The 18043-nt window shown below is 59.2% G+C and carries 18 protein-coding genes; 9 read left to right on the plus strand and 9 right to left on the minus strand.

The window, feature by feature from the left end:
* Nucleotides 1-191 precede the first annotated feature (191 nt).
* Nucleotides 192-1151, plus strand: coding sequence for a sugar-binding domain-containing protein (locus tag ABJN75_RS01795; protein ID WP_348436278.1), 960 nt, complete (start codon nt 192-194; stop codon nt 1149-1151).
* Between the two features lie 11 nt (nt 1152-1162).
* Here the strand turns inward: ABJN75_RS01795 and ABJN75_RS01800 are convergent, their stop codons facing one another.
* From ABJN75_RS01800 to ABJN75_RS01825, 6 genes are all read right to left on the minus strand, one after another.
* Nucleotides 1163-1528 (minus strand): hypothetical protein, encoded by a 366-nt coding sequence (locus tag ABJN75_RS01800; protein WP_348436280.1) that lies wholly within the window; start codon nt 1526-1528, stop codon nt 1163-1165.
* 219 nt (nt 1529-1747) lie between these two features.
* Nucleotides 1748-2737, minus strand: coding sequence for a sugar-binding transcriptional regulator (locus ABJN75_RS01805; protein WP_348436282.1), 990 nt, complete (start codon nt 2735-2737; stop codon nt 1748-1750).
* 36 nt (nt 2738-2773) lie between these two features.
* Nucleotides 2774-4069 (minus strand): acetoin dehydrogenase dihydrolipoyllysine-residue acetyltransferase subunit, encoded by a 1296-nt coding sequence (locus ABJN75_RS01810; protein ID WP_348436283.1) that lies wholly within the window; start codon nt 4067-4069, stop codon nt 2774-2776.
* Nucleotides 4069-5079 (minus strand): alpha-ketoacid dehydrogenase subunit beta, encoded by a 1011-nt coding sequence (locus tag ABJN75_RS01815; RefSeq protein WP_348436285.1) that lies wholly within the window; start codon nt 5077-5079, stop codon nt 4069-4071. Before ABJN75_RS01815 ends, ABJN75_RS01810 begins: the two co-directional genes overlap by 1 nt.
* On the minus strand, nt 5076-6080 hold the full coding sequence (locus tag ABJN75_RS01820; RefSeq protein WP_348436287.1) for a thiamine pyrophosphate-dependent dehydrogenase E1 component subunit alpha: 1005 nt from the start codon (nt 6078-6080) through the stop codon (nt 5076-5078). Before ABJN75_RS01820 ends, ABJN75_RS01815 begins: the two co-directional genes overlap by 4 nt.
* The gene (locus tag ABJN75_RS01825; protein ID WP_348436289.1) at nt 6073-7404 is read right to left on the minus strand and encodes an SAF domain-containing protein; all 1332 of its coding nucleotides are present in this window, start codon (nt 7402-7404) and stop codon (nt 6073-6075) included. The genes ABJN75_RS01820 and ABJN75_RS01825 overlap by 8 nt, the downstream gene beginning before the upstream one ends.
* Before the next feature lie 235 nt (nt 7405-7639).
* On the opposite strand from ABJN75_RS01825, the gene ABJN75_RS01830 reads away from it, so the two are divergent.
* From ABJN75_RS01830 to ABJN75_RS01865, 8 genes are all read left to right on the plus strand, one after another.
* Complete coding sequence (locus ABJN75_RS01830; RefSeq protein ID WP_348436291.1) at nt 7640-9193, plus strand: extracellular solute-binding protein; 1554 nt, start codon at nt 7640-7642, stop codon at nt 9191-9193.
* Nucleotides 9194-9228: 35 nt separating this feature from the next.
* Complete coding sequence (locus ABJN75_RS01835; protein ID WP_348436293.1) at nt 9229-10173, plus strand: sugar ABC transporter permease; 945 nt, start codon at nt 9229-9231, stop codon at nt 10171-10173.
* A 3-nt stretch (nt 10174-10176) separates the two neighbouring features.
* Nucleotides 10177-11022, plus strand: coding sequence for a carbohydrate ABC transporter permease (locus ABJN75_RS01840; protein ID WP_348436295.1), 846 nt, complete (start codon nt 10177-10179; stop codon nt 11020-11022).
* Between the two features lie 4 nt (nt 11023-11026).
* Nucleotides 11027-12076 carry an ABC transporter ATP-binding protein gene (locus tag ABJN75_RS01845; protein WP_348436297.1) on the plus strand — a complete coding sequence of 350 codons (1050 nt, stop codon included), beginning with the start codon at nt 11027-11029 and terminating at the stop codon, nt 12074-12076.
* Between the two features lie 28 nt (nt 12077-12104).
* Nucleotides 12105-13061, plus strand: a complete 957-nt coding sequence (locus ABJN75_RS01850; protein ID WP_348436299.1) for a sugar kinase — start codon at nt 12105-12107, stop codon at nt 13059-13061.
* 199 nt (nt 13062-13260) lie between these two features.
* Nucleotides 13261-13752 (plus strand): hypothetical protein, encoded by a 492-nt coding sequence (locus ABJN75_RS01855; RefSeq protein WP_348436301.1) that lies wholly within the window; start codon nt 13261-13263, stop codon nt 13750-13752.
* Between the two features lies 1 nt (nt 13753).
* Nucleotides 13754-14350, plus strand: a complete 597-nt coding sequence (locus tag ABJN75_RS01860) for a hypothetical protein (RefSeq protein WP_348436303.1) — start codon at nt 13754-13756, stop codon at nt 14348-14350.
* A gap of 20 nt (nt 14351-14370) precedes the next feature.
* Entirely contained in the window at nt 14371-14931 is a 561-nt protein-coding gene (locus ABJN75_RS01865) for a tripartite tricarboxylate transporter permease (RefSeq protein ID WP_348436305.1), read from the plus strand.
* 261 nt (nt 14932-15192) lie between these two features.
* Here ABJN75_RS01865 and ABJN75_RS01870 read toward each other — a convergent pair whose 3' ends face one another.
* The 3 genes from ABJN75_RS01870 to ABJN75_RS01880 are packed head-to-tail and all read right to left on the minus strand — an operon-like array spanning nt 15193 to nt 18043.
* Nucleotides 15193-16140 carry a peptide ABC transporter ATP-binding protein gene (locus ABJN75_RS01870; RefSeq protein ID WP_348436307.1) on the minus strand — a complete coding sequence of 316 codons (948 nt, stop codon included), beginning with the start codon at nt 16138-16140 and terminating at the stop codon, nt 15193-15195.
* On the minus strand, nt 16137-17138 hold the full coding sequence (locus ABJN75_RS01875; protein WP_348436309.1) for an ABC transporter ATP-binding protein: 1002 nt from the start codon (nt 17136-17138) through the stop codon (nt 16137-16139). Before ABJN75_RS01875 ends, ABJN75_RS01870 begins: the two co-directional genes overlap by 4 nt.
* On the minus strand, nt 17138-18043 hold the full coding sequence (locus ABJN75_RS01880) for an ABC transporter permease subunit (protein ID WP_348436311.1): 906 nt from the start codon (nt 18041-18043) through the stop codon (nt 17138-17140). Before ABJN75_RS01880 ends, ABJN75_RS01875 begins: the two co-directional genes overlap by 1 nt.

The raw sequence follows: 18043 nt of genomic DNA on the forward strand, positions 1-18043 counted from the left end.
CCGCATACGTGCCTGATCACATTTAACGCGCAAGCCACTGGACCGTGCGATGGCTTGCAACCTCCTCACTACTGTACATTTGTAACATTTGTGCGACATTTGTCCAATCTGATATTTGCGCCGCGACGCAGTTTTTTGTGGTAAGGCGAAAATCAACATGTTTTCAGGACCGGCATTGCAAAGGACACCCGATGAGCGAACAGGAATGGCGGAGCAAATCCTCCAACCTCAAGGTGAAGACCGCCTGGCTCTACCATGTTGAAAAGATGACGCAGGAGCAGATCGCCGATCATCTTCAGATCAGCCGGGTGAAGGTGATGCGGACATTGGCGGAGTGTGTCACCGAAGGAATCGTGGTCACCACGATCAACAGCGCGGCCTCCGAGCAGATTGCCGCCGAACGGGCACTCGAAAAGCGCTGGAACCTGTCATCCGCCGTCGTCATTCCCTCTCCCTCCAATGACAAGAACCTGGAGAAGGCGATCGGACACGCCATTGCGCGCTACCTGAGTATGGAGATGGGAGATGGCAAGACACTTGCTATCGGCGGGGGCGCAACCCTGTTCAGCAGCCTGCAGTTTTTGGAGAAACGGAAGCTCAAGGACGCCTCCGTCATTGGACTGGTCGGCAGCCTGCCGCATTCGGGGTGGATCAACCCCTCGATTGTCGCCGCGCGGGTTGCCGAGGCATTCGATATCGACAGCTACCAGATCACCGCGCCCGTGGTCGTTGACAGCCCGAAACTCGCGAAAGCTCTCTGGGCACAGCCGCCCTTGATGGAAGTCAAACAACGTACGGCAAATGCGGACATCGCCTTGCTGACTGTCGGGGAAATAACCCCCGATGCGACAATTTTCAGGCATGGTATTGTTGGCAGCGACCTCATCCCGTCACTGGTCGCAAAAGGCGCAGTGGCCAACGTGCTGTGTTACTTCATCGACGCGCAGGGCAACCTGGTTGATCACGAACTCAACAGCCGCATCATGGCGGTCGACCTGGCCACTGTCTGCAAAATTCCAAGGATTGTTCTTGCCGCAGGCGGCGCCGCAAAAGTAAAGGCCATCCTGGCGGCCCTGCACCTCATGCCGACGGGGGTTCTCGTCACCGACATGCTAACGGCCCAGGCATTGCTGGACCACGATGGACCGTAGAGCGGCAGGGATCAGAGGACGCCACGCCCTTTGAGAAATTGCTCCAGACCAACATGAGTGATGGTTTCGAATTCGGCCACCGCCGCGGCAAACCGGTCGCGTTGCTTGATCATCAGCCGAAACACCTGGCGCATCTCGCCAGACACGCCAAACCGCTGCCAGTGTTCGGCAACATGGCTGGGCATGTCCAGATCGCGGCAGAAATCGGCTATATCGTCATATCCGAGTTGCGCCAGGCTCGACTTTACGTCCGCGGGAGACATCCGGTCTTCCGTCGCATGGTCGTGCAGCCTGTGGGCCAGCAGCCGCAAATCGGAAGGCGATGATTCGAGCACCCGTTTGACGATGTTCGGCACCTGCATTGGAAGCTTCGGCATCTGGTTTTCTCCGGTCTTTTCAAGCGCCATGGATACAACGATGGCATCTCGGGATGCAAATCATATCGGTTGCTCCGCAACCGTTGCCATAAGCGGTGACGCATCACTTCTGCCCCGATCCGGCCTCTCTGAAAAGTTGGTTCTGTGTGGCGGAATATCAAATTGAAAAAGCGACCTCGAACGGCCTTGGCGCTTGTCGATATGCCGTCATCTTGCACCTCACTCGTCGGTCGCCAACAGGCGCATGGCTGTGGCTTCGTCGGTCACAAACGTATTCGGCTTGACGGATTTCAAGGTTGCCCGGATCGCCAGGGTTTTCTCAATCCCACCGGAAATCAACACCTTGTCCGACAATCGCGACAGGCGATCAACCGACACGGAAATGCAGCGTTCATTGACAGGGTGGGGAACCGGCTGGCCATCCCTGTCGAGAAAATTGTAAAGAACATCTCCCACCGCTCCGGCTTCGATCAGCGAGATCCGCTCAGCCTCCGAAACATGGCCGGTCCGGTAAGATGTGGTCAATGTCGATATGCCGCCACATGACAGCAACACGACGTCACAGGTTTCAGCCATGCTCATGATATGGTCGAGCCCGCAATGCTCCAGCAGTGCATGCTTGGTCTGGGCGGAATCGACAATCGCCGGCGCCGGAATCAGGAAGCCTTCCGCGTCAAACAGTTCGGCAAACTGCCAGGCGAATTCCGCCGGATTGAACCGGCGTGCCTGGGCAATTCCGCCGAGTAGCGAGACGACCCTGGCCCCCTCGAGGGTCCGCCCTTCGACATAGGGAAGCATGGTATGAAGCGTTCGTCCCCAGCCAACGCCGATGGTCACGTTGTTGCGCATCAGGCCCGAAACATATTCGCCTGCGGCGGCGGCGATGACCCGCGTCGGGTCGCCATCGTCTTCCGTGAACGGAGCGACAATGGCCTTGGCCAGGCCGAACTTCTTCTCGAGCTGGATCTGGGCCTCGATCAACGGCCCCAGTTTCGACTTGATCCGGATCACGACTTCGCCGCGCTTTCTGGCTTCCGAAAGCAGGCGCGTGATCATGATACGGTTGACGCCGAGCCGATCCGCCACGTCCGATTGCGTGAGGCCTTCCACGTAGTAGAGCCATGCCGCGCGCACCCGCAACTGACTTTGCGGATCCGACACCGGTTTACCGCGACCGACAGAGCCGCTCGGTAGTGTGTCTGCTGCCATGAGATATTCCTGCACTGATCACCGTTTCGCCAGCTATCATAGATGGGTACGCAGGAGTTTTCCAACCTCGTCGGGAATTTCGAATTGCGGAACGTGTCCGACATTGTCGAACAGGTGCAAGCTTACCCGGCCCGGAGCCCGCAAAGCATGTTGCCAGGGGATGATCCGGTCTTGCCTTCCCCAGACAATTCGCGTCGGCGTTGCGACCCGGTCCAATGCGGATTTCATGTCAAAAGCCTGAACCCCATCGGGGAAGACTGCATCCGCCAAAGCATTTTGCGCCAGACGCATACCGGCATCTGCGCGCGCAGCCATCGCTGCCCGCACATAGCCATCGCCGATCAACCGCTCATCCGCAACCATCTGCTTCAGCCAGGGGCCCAGGCTCTCGGCGCGCGTGGCGTTTCCAATTCCGGTGAGAGCTTGTCCATTGATATCGGGTCCAAGCCCGGCCGGCGCCAAAAGCGTCAGGGAGCATACTGTCTTGGGCCGAGTGTCGGCGAGCGCAAGGGCAGCCGCGCCGCCGAGGCTGTGGCCAATCAGATGTGCAGATCCCAGATCAAGCGCGTCAAACGCCCGGCGCACTGCCGACACAAGATCGGCAAAGCAGGATATGCGAAGTCGCGGCGACTTGCCGTGAGATGGCAGCTCGATCCGGAAGATCGGATGGTCATTCAAGTACCCTTCCAACGGTGCCCAGGATTTCGCATCGCTGGCAAAGCCGTGGATCAGCAGGATCGGCGTGCCGGATCCGGCTTTGCTGCGTGACACGGCCAGGGGGCCGGTCTCGGAGACGAAGCCGGGTGGTGCCGCCATCGGCAGCGGTAGTGGTTGATCCAGGATGCCACGCACATCCTCGGCCTGAACCCGGCCGCGAGGCCCGCTTCCAGCAACATCCTCAATATCAAGTCCGGCCTTGCGTGCCAGCGAGCGGGCCAGGGGCGTGGCGCGCGCCTTCTGGCGAGCAGGCGGAGCGGAAGAAGCATCGTCAGCCGGCGCGGTGGCGACCGGATTTGAATCACGGTCAGGTATTGCTTCCGGCGCCGGATCAGATGCGTGAGGTATCGCGGCTTCGGGTGGCGCACCGACCTTCTCGCCCTCGGCATAGATCCAGGCTACCGGCTGCCCGATTGGCACATCTGTGCCTTCGGCAACCGGATGATGCAGGTAACCGCTCGCGGAAGCCTCGACCTCCATTGCCGCCTTGTCAGTCTCGATATCGAAAAGCGGATCGCCTTGACCCACCTTCTCGCCTGCCGCGACATGCCATACCGAGATCTTGCCACTGGCCATGTCCATGTCGACTTTCGGCATGATGACTTCAACAGGCATCAGATAAGGCCTTTTGCAATGTTACGGGCAGCTTCCACAATGTCGGGCACCTGAGGCACGACAGCCTTTTCAAGCTCGGGATTGTAGGGAATAGGGCTTTCCGCCCCCCCCAAGCGAACAATGGGCGCCTCGAGGAAATCGAATGCGTCGCTCTCGGCGACCATGGCCGATATTTCCGCACCAACACCCAAAGTCTTGACCCCCTCATAGACGCAGATCAGTTTTCCGGTCTTGCGGACAGAGCCCAGAACCGTCTCCCGATCCATCGGGCGCACGGTGCGAAGATCAATCACTTCGACATCAATGCCCTCGCTGGCCAAAGTCTCCGCAGCGCTCAAAGCCTTGTGCACCATCAAGGATGTGGCAACGATTGAGAGATCCTTGCCTGACCGGCGGATCGCAGCCTTGCCGATAGGTGTTGTGTAGTATCCCTCAGGGACGTGGCCCTTCATCTTGTAGAGGATCTTGTGTTCGAAGATCATCACCGGATCAGGGTCCTCAAGCGCTGCCAGCAGCATGCCTTTGGCATCTTCGGGCGTGGAGGGCTGGATAACCTTCAGACCCGGCACGTGACCAAACCAGGCTTCGAGGCTTTGCGAATGTTGCGCCGCTGCTCCGGTTCCCGAGCCCGCCGGAAAGCGCATCACAAGCGGAACAGAGACGGCACCGCCCAGCATGTAGCGGATCTTGGCCGCCTGGTTGACGATTTGCTCCATCGCCAAGGCAGCAAAATCCGAAAACTGGAATTCAAAGATCGGTCTGAGGCCCGTCAAAGCCGCCCCGACAGCTACGCCAGCGCCGCCAAGCTCCGAAATCGGCGTGTCCATCACCCGGTCCGCGCCGTATTTCTCGACCAGATTGCCGGTCACCTGGAACGCGCCGCCATAAACGCCGATGTCTTCTCCCATCAGTATGACCCGTTCATCGCGCTCCAGGGAGATGTCCATCGCCTCGCGAATTGCTTCCGCATAGGAGAGTTCGCGAAGCTCGGATTTGCCCTGAGCGTTCATGCCGCAGCTCCATCGGTATAGACAAAACGGGTGGCATCACCGAGTTCGGGCGAGGGGCTCGCCGCCGCAAATTCAATCGCCTCCTTGATCACCCGCGCCGCTTCGTCGTGCAGCGCTTCGACCTCGGCTTCCGACATGATCATGTGCGCGACGAGCAACTCGGTCATTTGCCGGATCGGGTCGAGATCCATCCACTCGCTGATCTCTTCCTTGGTACGGTAGCGGTTGCGGTCGGATTTCGAATGACCACGCCACCGGTAAGTCAGATTCTCGACCAGGCTTGGTCCATCCCCCGCCCGCGCCCGCGCAACGGCGGCATCGACGGCCTCGGTCACTGCGGAGAAGTCATTGCCGTCCACCGTTACACCCGGCATCGAATAGGCGACGGCGCGCTCGGCGATGTTCTTGACTGCGGTGGATCGTTCCGTCGAAGTCGACATGCCGTATTTGTTGTTCTCGCAGACAAAAACTACCGGGAGCTTCCAGACGGCAGCCATGTTCAGCGCTTCATGGAAGGCGCCTTCATTGTTGGCACCGTCACCGAAGAAGCAGACTGTCACAGCCCCCGTTCCCAACCGCTTCGCCGACAGCGCAGCGCCCACGGCAATCGGCAGACCGCCGCCGACAATACCGTTGGCGCCCAGATTGCCCTTGGTCACATCGGCAATGTGCATCGAGCCGCCCCGGCCCCGGCAATAGCCGGTGTCCTTGCCAAAGAACTCGGCGAACATTTTTCCAAGATCGGCGTTCTTTGCAATGCAATGGCCATGGCCGCGGTGGGTCGAGGTGATCTTGTCTTCATCACTGAGCGACATGCACGAGCCGACCGCGGATGCCTCCTGCCCGATCGACAAGTGCATTGTGCCGTGAATCAGGCCGCGCGTGTAGCAGTCTTCCGCACCTTCCTCGAACCTGCGGATCAGGATCATCTTGCGCAACGCCCCTTTCAACGCCTCCGGGCTATAGGCGCGCACGGCATAAGGGGTATTGATCTCAGACATTGGCCGCCACTTTCCCGTAGAGCATTTCATCCTGGCGTCGCCGCAATTCGACGATCTTCGCGTTTGGCAGAGTGGTATTGAGTGCGGTGATCAATTCACCTTTCCGGATCGGCGCAGTCACCGTTGCACCGGTCAGCAGACCGGCCGGCTGCGCTTGCGCAGCGCGTGCCCGGGAAACTTCCATGGCCCAGGCGCGGTAGGTGTATTCGCCGATCTGATCGAGCTTTTCGCCCGGTTTCAGATCCCGTTTGGCCACCGCCGCAACTTCGGCAACAGGCCGGTCGAGGGGGATCATATCGGCCTTGCCGTAAAGGACGGCGCGCGCGCAGGTCAGCGGAACTTCCAACGAGGTCAGGTGATAGGGCCGGATAAACTCGAAATAAGGACCATCGCCCATCTTCAGATCGGTCAGGCGCTCGCGAATACGCGGGTGTTCGGCTTCGATGATGACGAAGACGCCGGGCGAAACCCCCTTGCCGATCGAGTAGTCGACCCGGCCTATGCCTTTCAACAGACCACCGTCCTTTTCAGGAATCAGGGTCTTGGCCAGATCCTTCGGGCCGGCGGCAGGACCATGCATGCCATCACAATCAGGGATCAGTCCGGTGGCGTTGGCGATGGCAGACATTTCCACCATGGTCTTCGACCCGTCGACAAATTCGACCAGCAGACGCGGGTTCATGTGACGCTGCATGGCTTCGGCTTCGTAGGCATCAGGCGTCGCGTCGATGTTGAGCGGGTTGTTCTTGCCCTTGCCGGCGCAGATGATCTTGTGCCCCATCGCCGAGACGAACTCGATCAGCTCCATGCAGGACGACGGTTCGTCGCCCGCACCCAGACTGTAGACCACGCCCAACCGCTCGGCCTCGCGCCGCAGGTAGGAGCCGATGGTGACGTCGGCTTCGACATTCATCATCACCAGATGCTTGCCACGCTCCATCGCGCGCAGCCCGATTTCCGCGCCGACTGCAGGAATGCCCGTCGCGTCGATGACCACATCGATGAGGCCCGATTCGAGGATTGCGTCGGCGTTGTCGGCGATCGCGGTCTTGCCGCTCTCGATCACAGCGTTCAACGCATCTGTCGTGTTGGCGTCCTGGCTGGAACCTTTCGACCGTCTGGCGATCTCGACCGCCCGGTGCGCCGCCGCCGGGTTGATTTCCGAAATGGCGGCAACCTCGACGCCATCCATCATCGAAGCCCGCGTGACGATGTCGGTTCCCATCTCGCCTGAACCGATCAGACCGATGCGCACCGGCCTGCCGTTACCTGCCCGCGCCGCGAGATCCTTGGCCAACCCCGTCAGTGCAATGTTTGACCCCATTTCGACAACTCTCCCATAATCAACAGCTGCCCAAGCATCATGAACTTTAGTACTCATGTCAACTCAATTGTTCGTTCATATTCGGCGAATCCTATTGACTTCCAAGCCCATCTGAACAAAGTTAGCCTTGTAAATGCTAATGTTCAGATCATTGTGCAGGATCACAAAGGTCAAGGCGTAATCCCGGGGAGATTGCGACTCGGGTATTCAAGCGAACTCTAGGGAGGAGAATCCAATGAAATTCAGAGGCAAGCTCTCGCGGCGCTCTTTTTTGAAGAACACCACCGCGACAGGAATTGCGATCGCTGGCACGACGTGGGGCACCCCGTTGCTCGCGGCATCCCATCTTCCGGATCCGCAAAGCGTGCTCGACGATATTTCAATCTCTAAATACGTGCGCAAGGACTACCAGAAACTCTATGGAATGTCTGACGACAAACCAATTTGGGACAACAGCAAGGACTGGATCAGGACCGTAGACTGGGACGCTGTGCGCAGCGAACTGGCTGGAACAACGGTTCGCTTTGCAGTTGGCGCTGCCGATGCTGAGTCGGCAGCTGAAGGTCTTGTGCCGTTTGAAGCACTTTCAGGTATCAAGGTCGAACTGGTTCCGATCCCGGATGACAGTTTCTACGACAAGGCACTGGCCGAATTCATCTCGGGCAATGCATCCTTCGATGCACTTCAGTTCTTCTCGCCCTGGCTGGGAGACTTCGCAGCGCCCGGCTTCCTGCATGAACTCGACGGGTTCGCAGACAAGTGGAACCTGCCGCTCGACGATTTCTATGACACCTACCGGCTCAACTACGGTTTCTTCAACGGCAAGATGTACGGCATCCCGTTCGACTGCGACGTCCAGATGGTTCATGTCCGCAAGGGCTATATGGAGAAGCTCCTCGGTGGTGAAGTCGACCGCGTCAATTCTATTCCGACCTATGACGAACTGATCCGCGTCTCGCGCGAACTCAACAAGGTCGAACCCGGCGTCTCCGGAGTAGGCTTGATGGCCGCACCGGGCTTCTGGTCAACCTACACCTGGGAACACGTATCGGCGCAGGCCGGCATGATGCTGTTCGACGAAAACTGGGAACCAATCTTCAACGGTGATGCCGGCATGAAGGGACTCGAGATTATTCTCGAACTGTCCAAGAACGCCAATGAAGGCCATGCCGGTGCCGGTTGGCCGGAAAACCGTGCCGCCTGGCTCGGTGGTCAGGTTGCCACCAACATCAGCTGGCAGGATTCCGGCACCCAGGCCATGCGCCCGGACCAGTCGCAGATCGTCGACGACTTCGTCACTATCTACGAACCCCGCATCGCCGGAGGGCGCTTGGCGCCGCCGAATATTGCCGGGTCCACCTCCTGTGTCGCCGCATCGGCTCAAAATGCCGAAGGCGCCTTCCTGATGCTGGCCTTCCTCACCACCGGTTCGATCATGGCCATGAACGAAGCCAATGCCAACGGCGTTGCTCCGGGCTACAAGTCGGTGTTGACCAACCCCAACCTTCAGGAAGTCTCGCAGCCAGCCAAAGTCTGGGCCGACTCGCTTGAACACGCCTGGTGTTCACCGCGTCTGCCGGGAGCCTTCCCGATTGAACAGGCCATCGGCAACGAGATCAACCGGGCGGTTGTTGGCCAGATCACGGCCAAGGAAGCCCTCGACAACGCCGCATCCGCCGTCAAGGCCATAATGGCCAGCAACGGCTTCTACCAGGGCAAGGATCCGGTAGACTACGCGGCTGCGGCGCCGGGACTTTATGTCGGAGAAGGCAAGAAGCTTCCCTTCTGATAGGCAACAAAACAACAGACAGACAGGATCTCAATGTGAGTAAATCCTCCCTGTCGGACACCGGGGCGGCTGCGGTCGCCCCGGTCCCGCCGACGCACCAGAAGCTGAAACGGCGAAGCAAGCGCCTCAAGGCATGGTTTCCATACCTGCTGGTGGCGCCGGCCGTCATCTATCTCTTGCTGATCACTCTCTATCCGGGCATCTATGCGGTCATCCAGAGCTTCCACCATGTGAAGTTTGGGCCCTGGCAACCGGTGGGCCTGGCCAATTACATTCGCCTGTTTCAGGATTATCAATTCTGGGGCGCGATCTGGAACACCCTGGTGATCGGCTCGGTCTCGCTGGTCCTGCAATGTGTGCTCGCGCTTGCGATTGCCTTTTATGCCTACCGCGACCCCTGGGTAAAAGGCTGGCGGATCATCTTTCTGGTTCCGATGCTGTTCATGCCGTCGGCGGTGGCGTTCATCTACAAATTGTCATTTCTCGACGCCCGGGTGTTTGCCGACCTTCTGATGCGGATCGGCCTGATTGACGGCAATATCGCTTACCAGTCGTCGATCTGGATGAGCCGTGGCATTCTGATCCTGGCCGACGTCTGGCAATGGACTCCGTTCCTGTTCATCATTTTTGTCGCCGCTTTGCAGGGACAGGACGAGGAGGTCGAGGAAGCCGCGCGGCTTGATGGCGCATCCTGGTATGCGATCTTCTGGAACATATCGCTACCGATGATGAAGCCGGTGATTGCCGTTGCCCTGATCCTGCGCGCCATCGACATCACCACGATGTTCACCAACGTCTTCATCATCACCAAAGGTGGCCCGGCCTTCGGCACGGAAACCATCAGCTATTTCATCTATCGAACCGGGTTCAAGTTCTTTGACTTTGGCTATGCCTCTTCCGCATCGGTGATCATGCTGGTGATCACCATTATCATTGCGCAGCTTGTCGTAAAGCGCGCCTTTGTCTCGGCGAGGAACTGATCCATGGCCTCACAACGCAAAAGCTCCCGAGGCGAAAGCCTGCTGCTGCGATACGCAATTCTCGGCGCCTGGGCCTTGTTCTGCCTGGCTCCCGTGCTGTGGTTCCTGTCCATCGGACTGCGCCCCCGGACAGAGATCATCACGCCACAACCGATCTACTGGCCGAGCTTCTCGCTCGATGCCTGGCACATGATCTGGGAAGACTGGCCGATGGCCAAATATCTCCGCAACTCGGTCGCGGCGATCTTCGGATCGGTGATCATTGATCTCGTGCTCGCGGTGCCTGCGGCCTATTCACTGGCCCGCTACACCTACCGGGGCAGAGACGATATCGGCTTCTATATCCTGTCAACGCGCATGATGGCTCCGGCAATTGTCGCGATCCCGATCTTCTTCCTGTTCCGCAATCTCGGCTTGCTGGATACCATCTGGGCACTGATGCTGATCTATGCCGCGATCAACCTGTCCTTTGTGACCTGGATTATCCGCTCCTACATGCTCGACATTCCCAAGGAGCTGGAAGACGCCGCCCGGACCGATGGTGCAGGCGATCTGCGCATCCTGTGGGAAATCATCATTCCCGCTGTCCTGCCCGGCATTATCACAGCTTCGGTGATCGCCATGATTTTTGCGATCAACGAGTTTCTCTTCACGCTGCTGATCGCCTCGACCCCCAACGCCTACACGATGTCGGTGGCGCTGGCGAACTTCACCGGCGGATCCGACGGTCTGATTTACAATGCAATTGCACTGGTTGCCTTCCTCGCCTTTGTGCCGGTCTTCCTGGTGGTTGTCGCCATCCAGAAGCACCTGTCGCGCGGTCTGACCATGGGCGCAGTGAAAGGATAAGAATATGGCGAGAATTGAACTGACGGGCATTCAGAAAAAATGGGGCACCGTCTGGGGTGTCCGCGATGTCAATATCGACATCGCCGATGAAGAATTCATCGTCTTCCTCGGACCTTCGGGCTGTGGCAAGACGACGACGATGCGGATGATCGCTGGCCTGGAGGACCCAAGCGAGGGCGAGATCCGCATGGACGGCGAGGTCATGAACGAAATCGATGCCCGTGACCGGGATGTGGCCATGGTGTTCCAGGGCTATGCGCTCTATCCCAACATGTCGATTTACGAGAACATCCGTTTTCCGCTGCGGATGCGCGGCGTCGACAGAAGCGAGCATGACACGCTGGTCCGGCGTGCCGCGGGCCTGGTCGAAATGACCGAGTATCTCGACCGCAAGCCCGGCGCCCTGTCGGGTGGCCAGCGCCAGCGCGCAGCGCTTGCACGCGCCATCGTGCGCCAACCGCAGGTCTTCCTGATGGATGAACCCCTGTCCAACCTCGACGCCAAGCTGCGTCAGGCCATGCGGGTTCAGATCAAGCACATTCAGCGGCAGCTGAAAATCACCACTGTCTATGTGACCCATGACCAGATCGAAGCCATGACGCTCGCCGACCGGATTGTCATCATGCAGTCCGGCCTGATCCAGCAGATCGGCACACCCGACGAGATCTACAATGATCCGGCCAACACCTTCGTTGCCGGCTTTATCGGATCTCCGCCGATGAACCTGATCGAAGGCCAGTTGAGCGATGGCGTGTTTACGGCTCCAGGGATCAAGGTCGCCGGGCTCTCCCTGTCCCCCACTGGCAAGGTCACGCTTGGAATTCGCCCGGAAGACTGCACCGTGGGCGGCAATGGCGCGCAACTCAAGGGCACGGTTTACGGTGTTGAGCCAACCGGCGACATCACCTATCTGACCATCAAGGCGGGTGAGAAACTGCTCGAAGTCAAGGCGGAGCGCAATTGTCGTTCGGAACTGGGCGTGGAGGAATCAGTGGCATTTGACCCGGCGCGCATTTACCTCTTCGATGCTAAGACCGGTCAGCGCCTGCGCTGACCCGCCCGCGACAGCCCTGGGAGGCCTGATGACGTTCGATTACACTTCGATGGGATTTTACACCTTCGACGCGCTGTGCCGGCCGGTCAGTGACCTGCCGCCAGGCGGCGGCACCCTGTTTGTCGACGATTTCGCCCTGGCTGTCTCTGGGGCTGCGGGGTCTGCCTCCATCGTGGCGGCCAAGCATGGCCTCAAGGTGCAGGCGGTTGGCGGCGTTGGCCATGACCTGATGGGTGACTGGGTGCTGCGGCGGCTTGACGATTTTGGCGTCGACCGGCTGCTGATCCAGCGCTGCGAAGGGTTCTCGACGTCGTCGAGCATTGTCACCACCCGGCCCGACGGCGCCCGGCCAGCCTTGCACAAGCTCGGGGCGACGGCCGGCTTCTATGTTGACGATGATCAGGTCGACCGGGTGCTCGACACCAAAATTCTTCATATCGGAGGCGTCGGGCTGATGGATGCCATGGACCAGGGCCGCAATGCCGATATTCTGAAGGAGGCCAAGAAGCGCGGCTGCACCACGACGCTGGATGTGTTTGCCTCAACCCAGGACGACCTGCCGCTGATCAAGCCGCTTCTTGCCAATACAGACTTCTTTATGCCTTCCGAGGAAGAGGCAGCGGCCCTGTCCGGCTTGTCCGATTTCGAGGACATTGCAAGCTTCCTGCTCGATCACGGCGTCGGCGCCGTCATCCTGACACTGGGAGCCAACGGCGCCATGTACAGGGACGCCAAGGGAAACAAGATCGACATACCGTCCTATGCCATCGACGTGGTCTGCACCTGTGGCTGCGGTGACTGTTTCAACGCCGGCTTTGCCACGGGACTGCATCTGGGGAAATCCATCGAGGACTGCATCCGGATGGGCCAGGCCACCTCGGCACAGAATGCGATGGGATTGGGATCGCAGGCTGTTGTGAAGGATCTCGACACGACACTTTCCTTCATGGCAAAAACCAGAACTCGCGATTATGTTGTCAAATGAAAAAGGAGGGCCGCTGAAAATGTCCGTTTCGCACCCCGATCCAAGAGAGCTGACACTGCCATTGCGTGACCTCGTCAGGGGCCTTCATCAGAAAGCGTCCTCTTCGCGCGCCCTTCTGGCGCCTGCACTTGAGTTTCTTCCAGGCCCCTTGCGCGAAGCGATAAGGGATATCACACAGATCAATCGTCCAGGCGGGAAGGTGTTACGTTCCTTTCGGAAACCGGATTCGGCGGCTGTTGTCCGCACCGCGGCAGCGCTGCGTGGAGAAACCGTGCCGGCTGTGGACACGGTTTCAGTTGCTGCGTTTGCCATCCGTATCCTGCTTGACGCTGCCAACGAGCAGGACTTCCTGATCAGCAAGACCATCCTCGCACTGTGCTGGCATGATGTGGGAGACCGGCGGTTTCGCGCTGCAGCCTATGTTCACGCCCTTGTTAACCGGAACCCGTTTGGTGTGGCTCCCGGCCTGGTTCATACCGAGGCTGATTTGGATGGTAGGGAACGCAAACGGATTTGCATTGCCCTGGTTCTCTGGCTCCTCGCTGATCATGAAGATGATGGCGCTTGCGAGGAGGAACTGGTGAGGATTGCCGGCTGGTTGGCGGGCGATTGTCTGGATGCCTGTCAAGCCCGATGGGACGATGCAGAACAGCTTGAAATCGTGTTAATCGAGACTGCGGGACGGATCTGACGTGAAAGACGCCCTGCATGTCCTCGATAAGCGTAACCTTCCTGTCCGCAAGACCATTCGCCGCGCCCGCTGGTTCACAGCCTCTTTTCGCGATTTTCTCGGCTCGGTTTCGGATGAAACGCAACGACACTATGTCCTCGATGAAGGAAAGCTCATATCCGCATTCACGTCATGGTTCCGTGCCTTCGAAGCGCAAAAGTACAAGGCCAGGGAACATCGACTGGAATATGTGACCTTCTCGGCTGGTTTGATGTTGCGGGAACTGGTGCGTCACGCGCCTGTAACGGCTGAACCATATGTCGGCCCGGTCGATCAGAGTGCGCCCGAGGGGTTCTGGCCGGAAGGCTACTTGTACGTCACATTTTGCCTGGCCGTCAGAGAGGCTGTCATTGAGCAGGACTTTTCACTGGTCAACGATGTGACGCCGGAGCTTGGCGACCTCCGGACCTGGTGGTCCTTCAGGGAGAATACACGCGACGATATTGATCTGGCCGTCAGTTTTTTTGAGCGGTTCGCCGGTGAAATGCCCAACTGGTCCACGCCGGGACTGTTTCTACCCCACAACTCCAGGGAAAAGACCCAAAAATCGCTCAGTTGAGCGCTTCCTGGATTCCGGCTATGGTGTTCGGTATTCCCGGCGACGCCGTCACAGCAATTGCCGTTGGCGTTTTGGTGATGAAGGGGCTGGACCCAGGGCCCACATTGATGACCCTCCATCCGGAAAACTTCTACGCTGTTATGATCGTCTTTGCCATTGCCAACGTGCTGATGCTGCCACTTGGATGGGTAGCCGCCAAAAGCGCGCGGTGGATTTTTGAAGTGCCGCGCGCCTTGCTGAACGCTGCCGTACTGCTGTTCTGCATTGTCGGCTCCTACTCTATCAACAATACCATGTTCGGCGTGACACTGATGCTGGCCGCGGGGGTGGTCGCCTTTGTACTGGAATCGCGCATGATCGCCATCGCTCCAGTTATTCTTGGCATCGTGCTCGGGCCACTTGTCGAAACCAATTTCACCACATCAATGATCATTGCAGATGGAAACCTGGTCGGGTTTTTCAGTCGTCCCGTTGCGGCTGGATTGGGAATCGTGACCCTGCTTATCTGGGGTGTCACCATTGTTCACGCTATTCAGGGCTTTCTTGTAAAGTGTCGACAGGATCCGGGGCTGGAAGAGTAAGGATGGTGGCAGCGGAGGATTTTTTGCAATCTTCTTGATATGGGTTGAATTGTCCCTCCGCGAACAAAGGCTGAAGAAGCAAGTTCAACACAAGCGGCGCCAGCGCTTCTTCAACAAGACCTTAGCAAGGCTTGTCTTTGTTGATGAAGCATCGACTAACTGCAAGCTAACCAAATGCACGGGGTGATCAGCAAAAGGCCAACATCTATCACGCTTGCTGGAATGGACTGTTTGCCAAACATTTCTGAGCCGCTTGCCGCACTATTCAGCTCGGATACAGGCCACCTGACGTCCGGCCACACGCCGTTCCGGCGGGATCGCCTCGGCGCATTTCGGTATCGCGATCGGGCAGCGCGGGTGGAACGCGCAGCCGCTCGGGATATCGAGCGGTGACGGCAATTCACCTTCGAGCCGCACCCGCTCCTGTTTCATGATCGGATTGGCCACCGGCGTCGCCGACAGCAACGCCTGGGTGTAGGGATGCTTCGGATCGGCAAACACGTTTTGCGCGGAGCCCGATTCCACCGGACGCCCGAGATACATCACCATTACATCGTCGGCGATATGCTTGACCACCGACAGGTCGTGGCTGATGAACAGATAGGCGAGGCCGAATTCCTTCTGCAGATCGATCAGCAGGTTGAGCACCTGCGCCTGGATCGACAGGTCCAGCGCTGACACGGGTTCATCGAGAACCAGGACTTTCGGGTTCAGCATCAGCGCCCGCGCGATGGCGATGCGCTGTCGCTGGCCGCCTGAAAACATGTGCGGGTAACGGTCGTAATGCTCAGGCCTGAGCCCCACCCGCTTCATCATGGCGCGGGCCTTGTGCTGCCGCGTCTCCGCATCGTCCTTGGTATTGACCTTGAGCGGCTCCTCCAGAATGGCGCTGACCTTCTGGCGCGGATTGAGCGAGCCATAGGGGTTCTGAAACACGATCTGCACGGTACGCCGCAGGCTCTTGTCGGTGAGCGCCGCCGGCTTGCCATCGATCATCAGTGTGCCCGAGCTCGGCTCCTCGATCATGGTCACGAGACGTGCAAGTGTCGACTTGCCGCAACCCGATTCACCCACCACCGCAAGTGTCTTGCCGGGACTGAGATCGAAGCTGACGCCGTTGAGCGCGCGCACCAGCGCCGGCTTGCCGAACATGCCGCGCTTGACTTCATAATTGCGGGTCAGGTCGGTGGCGTGGAGAACCGGGCTCATGCCGGCACCTCGTGTGCCGGTGTGCCGTCAGCCGGAACGCCGTTCGCAAGCGGGTGATTGCACAAGGCGAGCCCCATTTCCTGTCCCTGCTGTACCGCACCGACACGACAGCTGTCGGTGGCAAACGTGCACCGCGGCTCGAACAGACAGCCTGGGGGCCGGTCGAACTGGCCCGGCACCACACCCGGAATCGACGGCAGGTGCCCGCGCCCGGTGGCCCGTTCCGGCAAGGCCGACAGCAATGCCGCGGTATAGGGATGATGCGGATCGGCAAACAGCTCCTCCACCTTCTGCTCCTCGACTTTCTGGCCGGCATATTGCACCTGGACACGGTGCGCCATTTGCGCCACCACGCCCATGTCGTGGGTGATCAGCACCAGCGCCATGTCGAACTCGGCGCACAGATCGCGCAGCAGATCCAGAATCTGTGCCTGGATGGTCACGTCCAGCGCTGTCGTCGGCTCGTCCGCGATCAGGAGCTTCGGCCGGCAGGAGGCGGCCATGGCGACCATCACCCGCTGGCTCATGCCGCCCGACAACTGGTGCGGGAACGCCGACAGCCGCTGCTCAGGCGAGGGAATGCCCACCGCCCGCATCAGATCGATGGCGCGCGCCTTGCGCTCGGCGCGGTCAAGCCCGGTGTGGCGCTTGAGCATCTCGCCAATCTGGAAGCCGACCGTAAAACACGGATTGAGGCTCGACATAGGCTCCTGGAAGATCATCGCGATATCGCGGCCGATGATACTGCGCTTGTCCCGTGCGGACATGGTCAGCAGGTCCTTGCCGTCAAACCGCATGACATCGGCTGTTACCGATGCTGTGTCAGGCAACAGCCCCATCAGCGCCAGCATCGCCACTGATTTTCCGGATCCGGATTCACCGACGATCGACAGGATTTCGCGACCATCGACATTCAGATCAACCCCGTCCACGGCGCGGAACGGTCCGGACGCGGTGTCGAAGCTGACGGTCAGGTTCTTGATTTCGAGCAGGGACATCAGCTTTTCTTCAGTTTCGGATCGAGTGCGTCACGCAGACCGTCGCCCATCAGATTGATCGCCAGCACGGTGACCAGGATCGCCACGCCGGGGAAGGTGACCACCCACCAGGCCCGCAGGATGAATTCACGCGCCTCGGCCAGCATCGTGCCCCATTCAGGCGTTGGCGGCTGTGCGCCCATGCCCAGAAAGCCAAGCGCTGCGGCGTCGAGGATTGCCGACGAAAACGACAGGGTCGCCTGCACGATCAACGGCGCCAGGCAATTGGGAAGGATTGTCAGGAACATCAGCCGTATCTTGCCGGCGCCCGCCACCCGCGACGCGATCACATATTCTCGGTCACGCTCGGACATCACCGATGCCCGCGTCAAGCGCACAAAATGCGGCTGAAGGATCAGCGCGATGGCAATCATTGCGTTGAGCAGGCCGGGGCCCAGAATGGCGACCAGCACCAGCGCCAGCAGCAGCGACGGAAACGCCAGGATCACATCCATGATGCGCATGATCACAGTGTCGACCCAGCCGCGGAAATAGCCGGCGATCAGGCCGATCATCACGCCGCTGGAAACCGAAAGCACCACCACGAACAGCCCGATAAACAGAGAAAACCGCGCTCCGTACATCAACCGGGATAGAATATCGCGGCCCACGGCATCGGTTCCCAGCAGGTAGCTCAGGTTACCCCCCTCCTGCCAGAATGGCGGCAGCAGGAAGGCTTCGCGGTTCTGCACGCTCGGCGAATGCGGCGCGATCAGGGGTGCGAAAATTGCAACGAAAACAACGATGGAGAACACCACAAGCCCAAGCACGGCACCGCGATTCTGGCTGAAATAATACCAGAATTCGGAAAACCGGCCGCGGCGCAGCGGCGTCTGGTCGGGGGAAGCAACTGTTGTGTCAGTCAT

Origin of the sequence: Hoeflea sp. (genome assembly GCF_039975035.1) — a bacterium.
Lineage (GTDB): Bacteria > Pseudomonadota > Alphaproteobacteria > Rhizobiales > Rhizobiaceae > Hoeflea.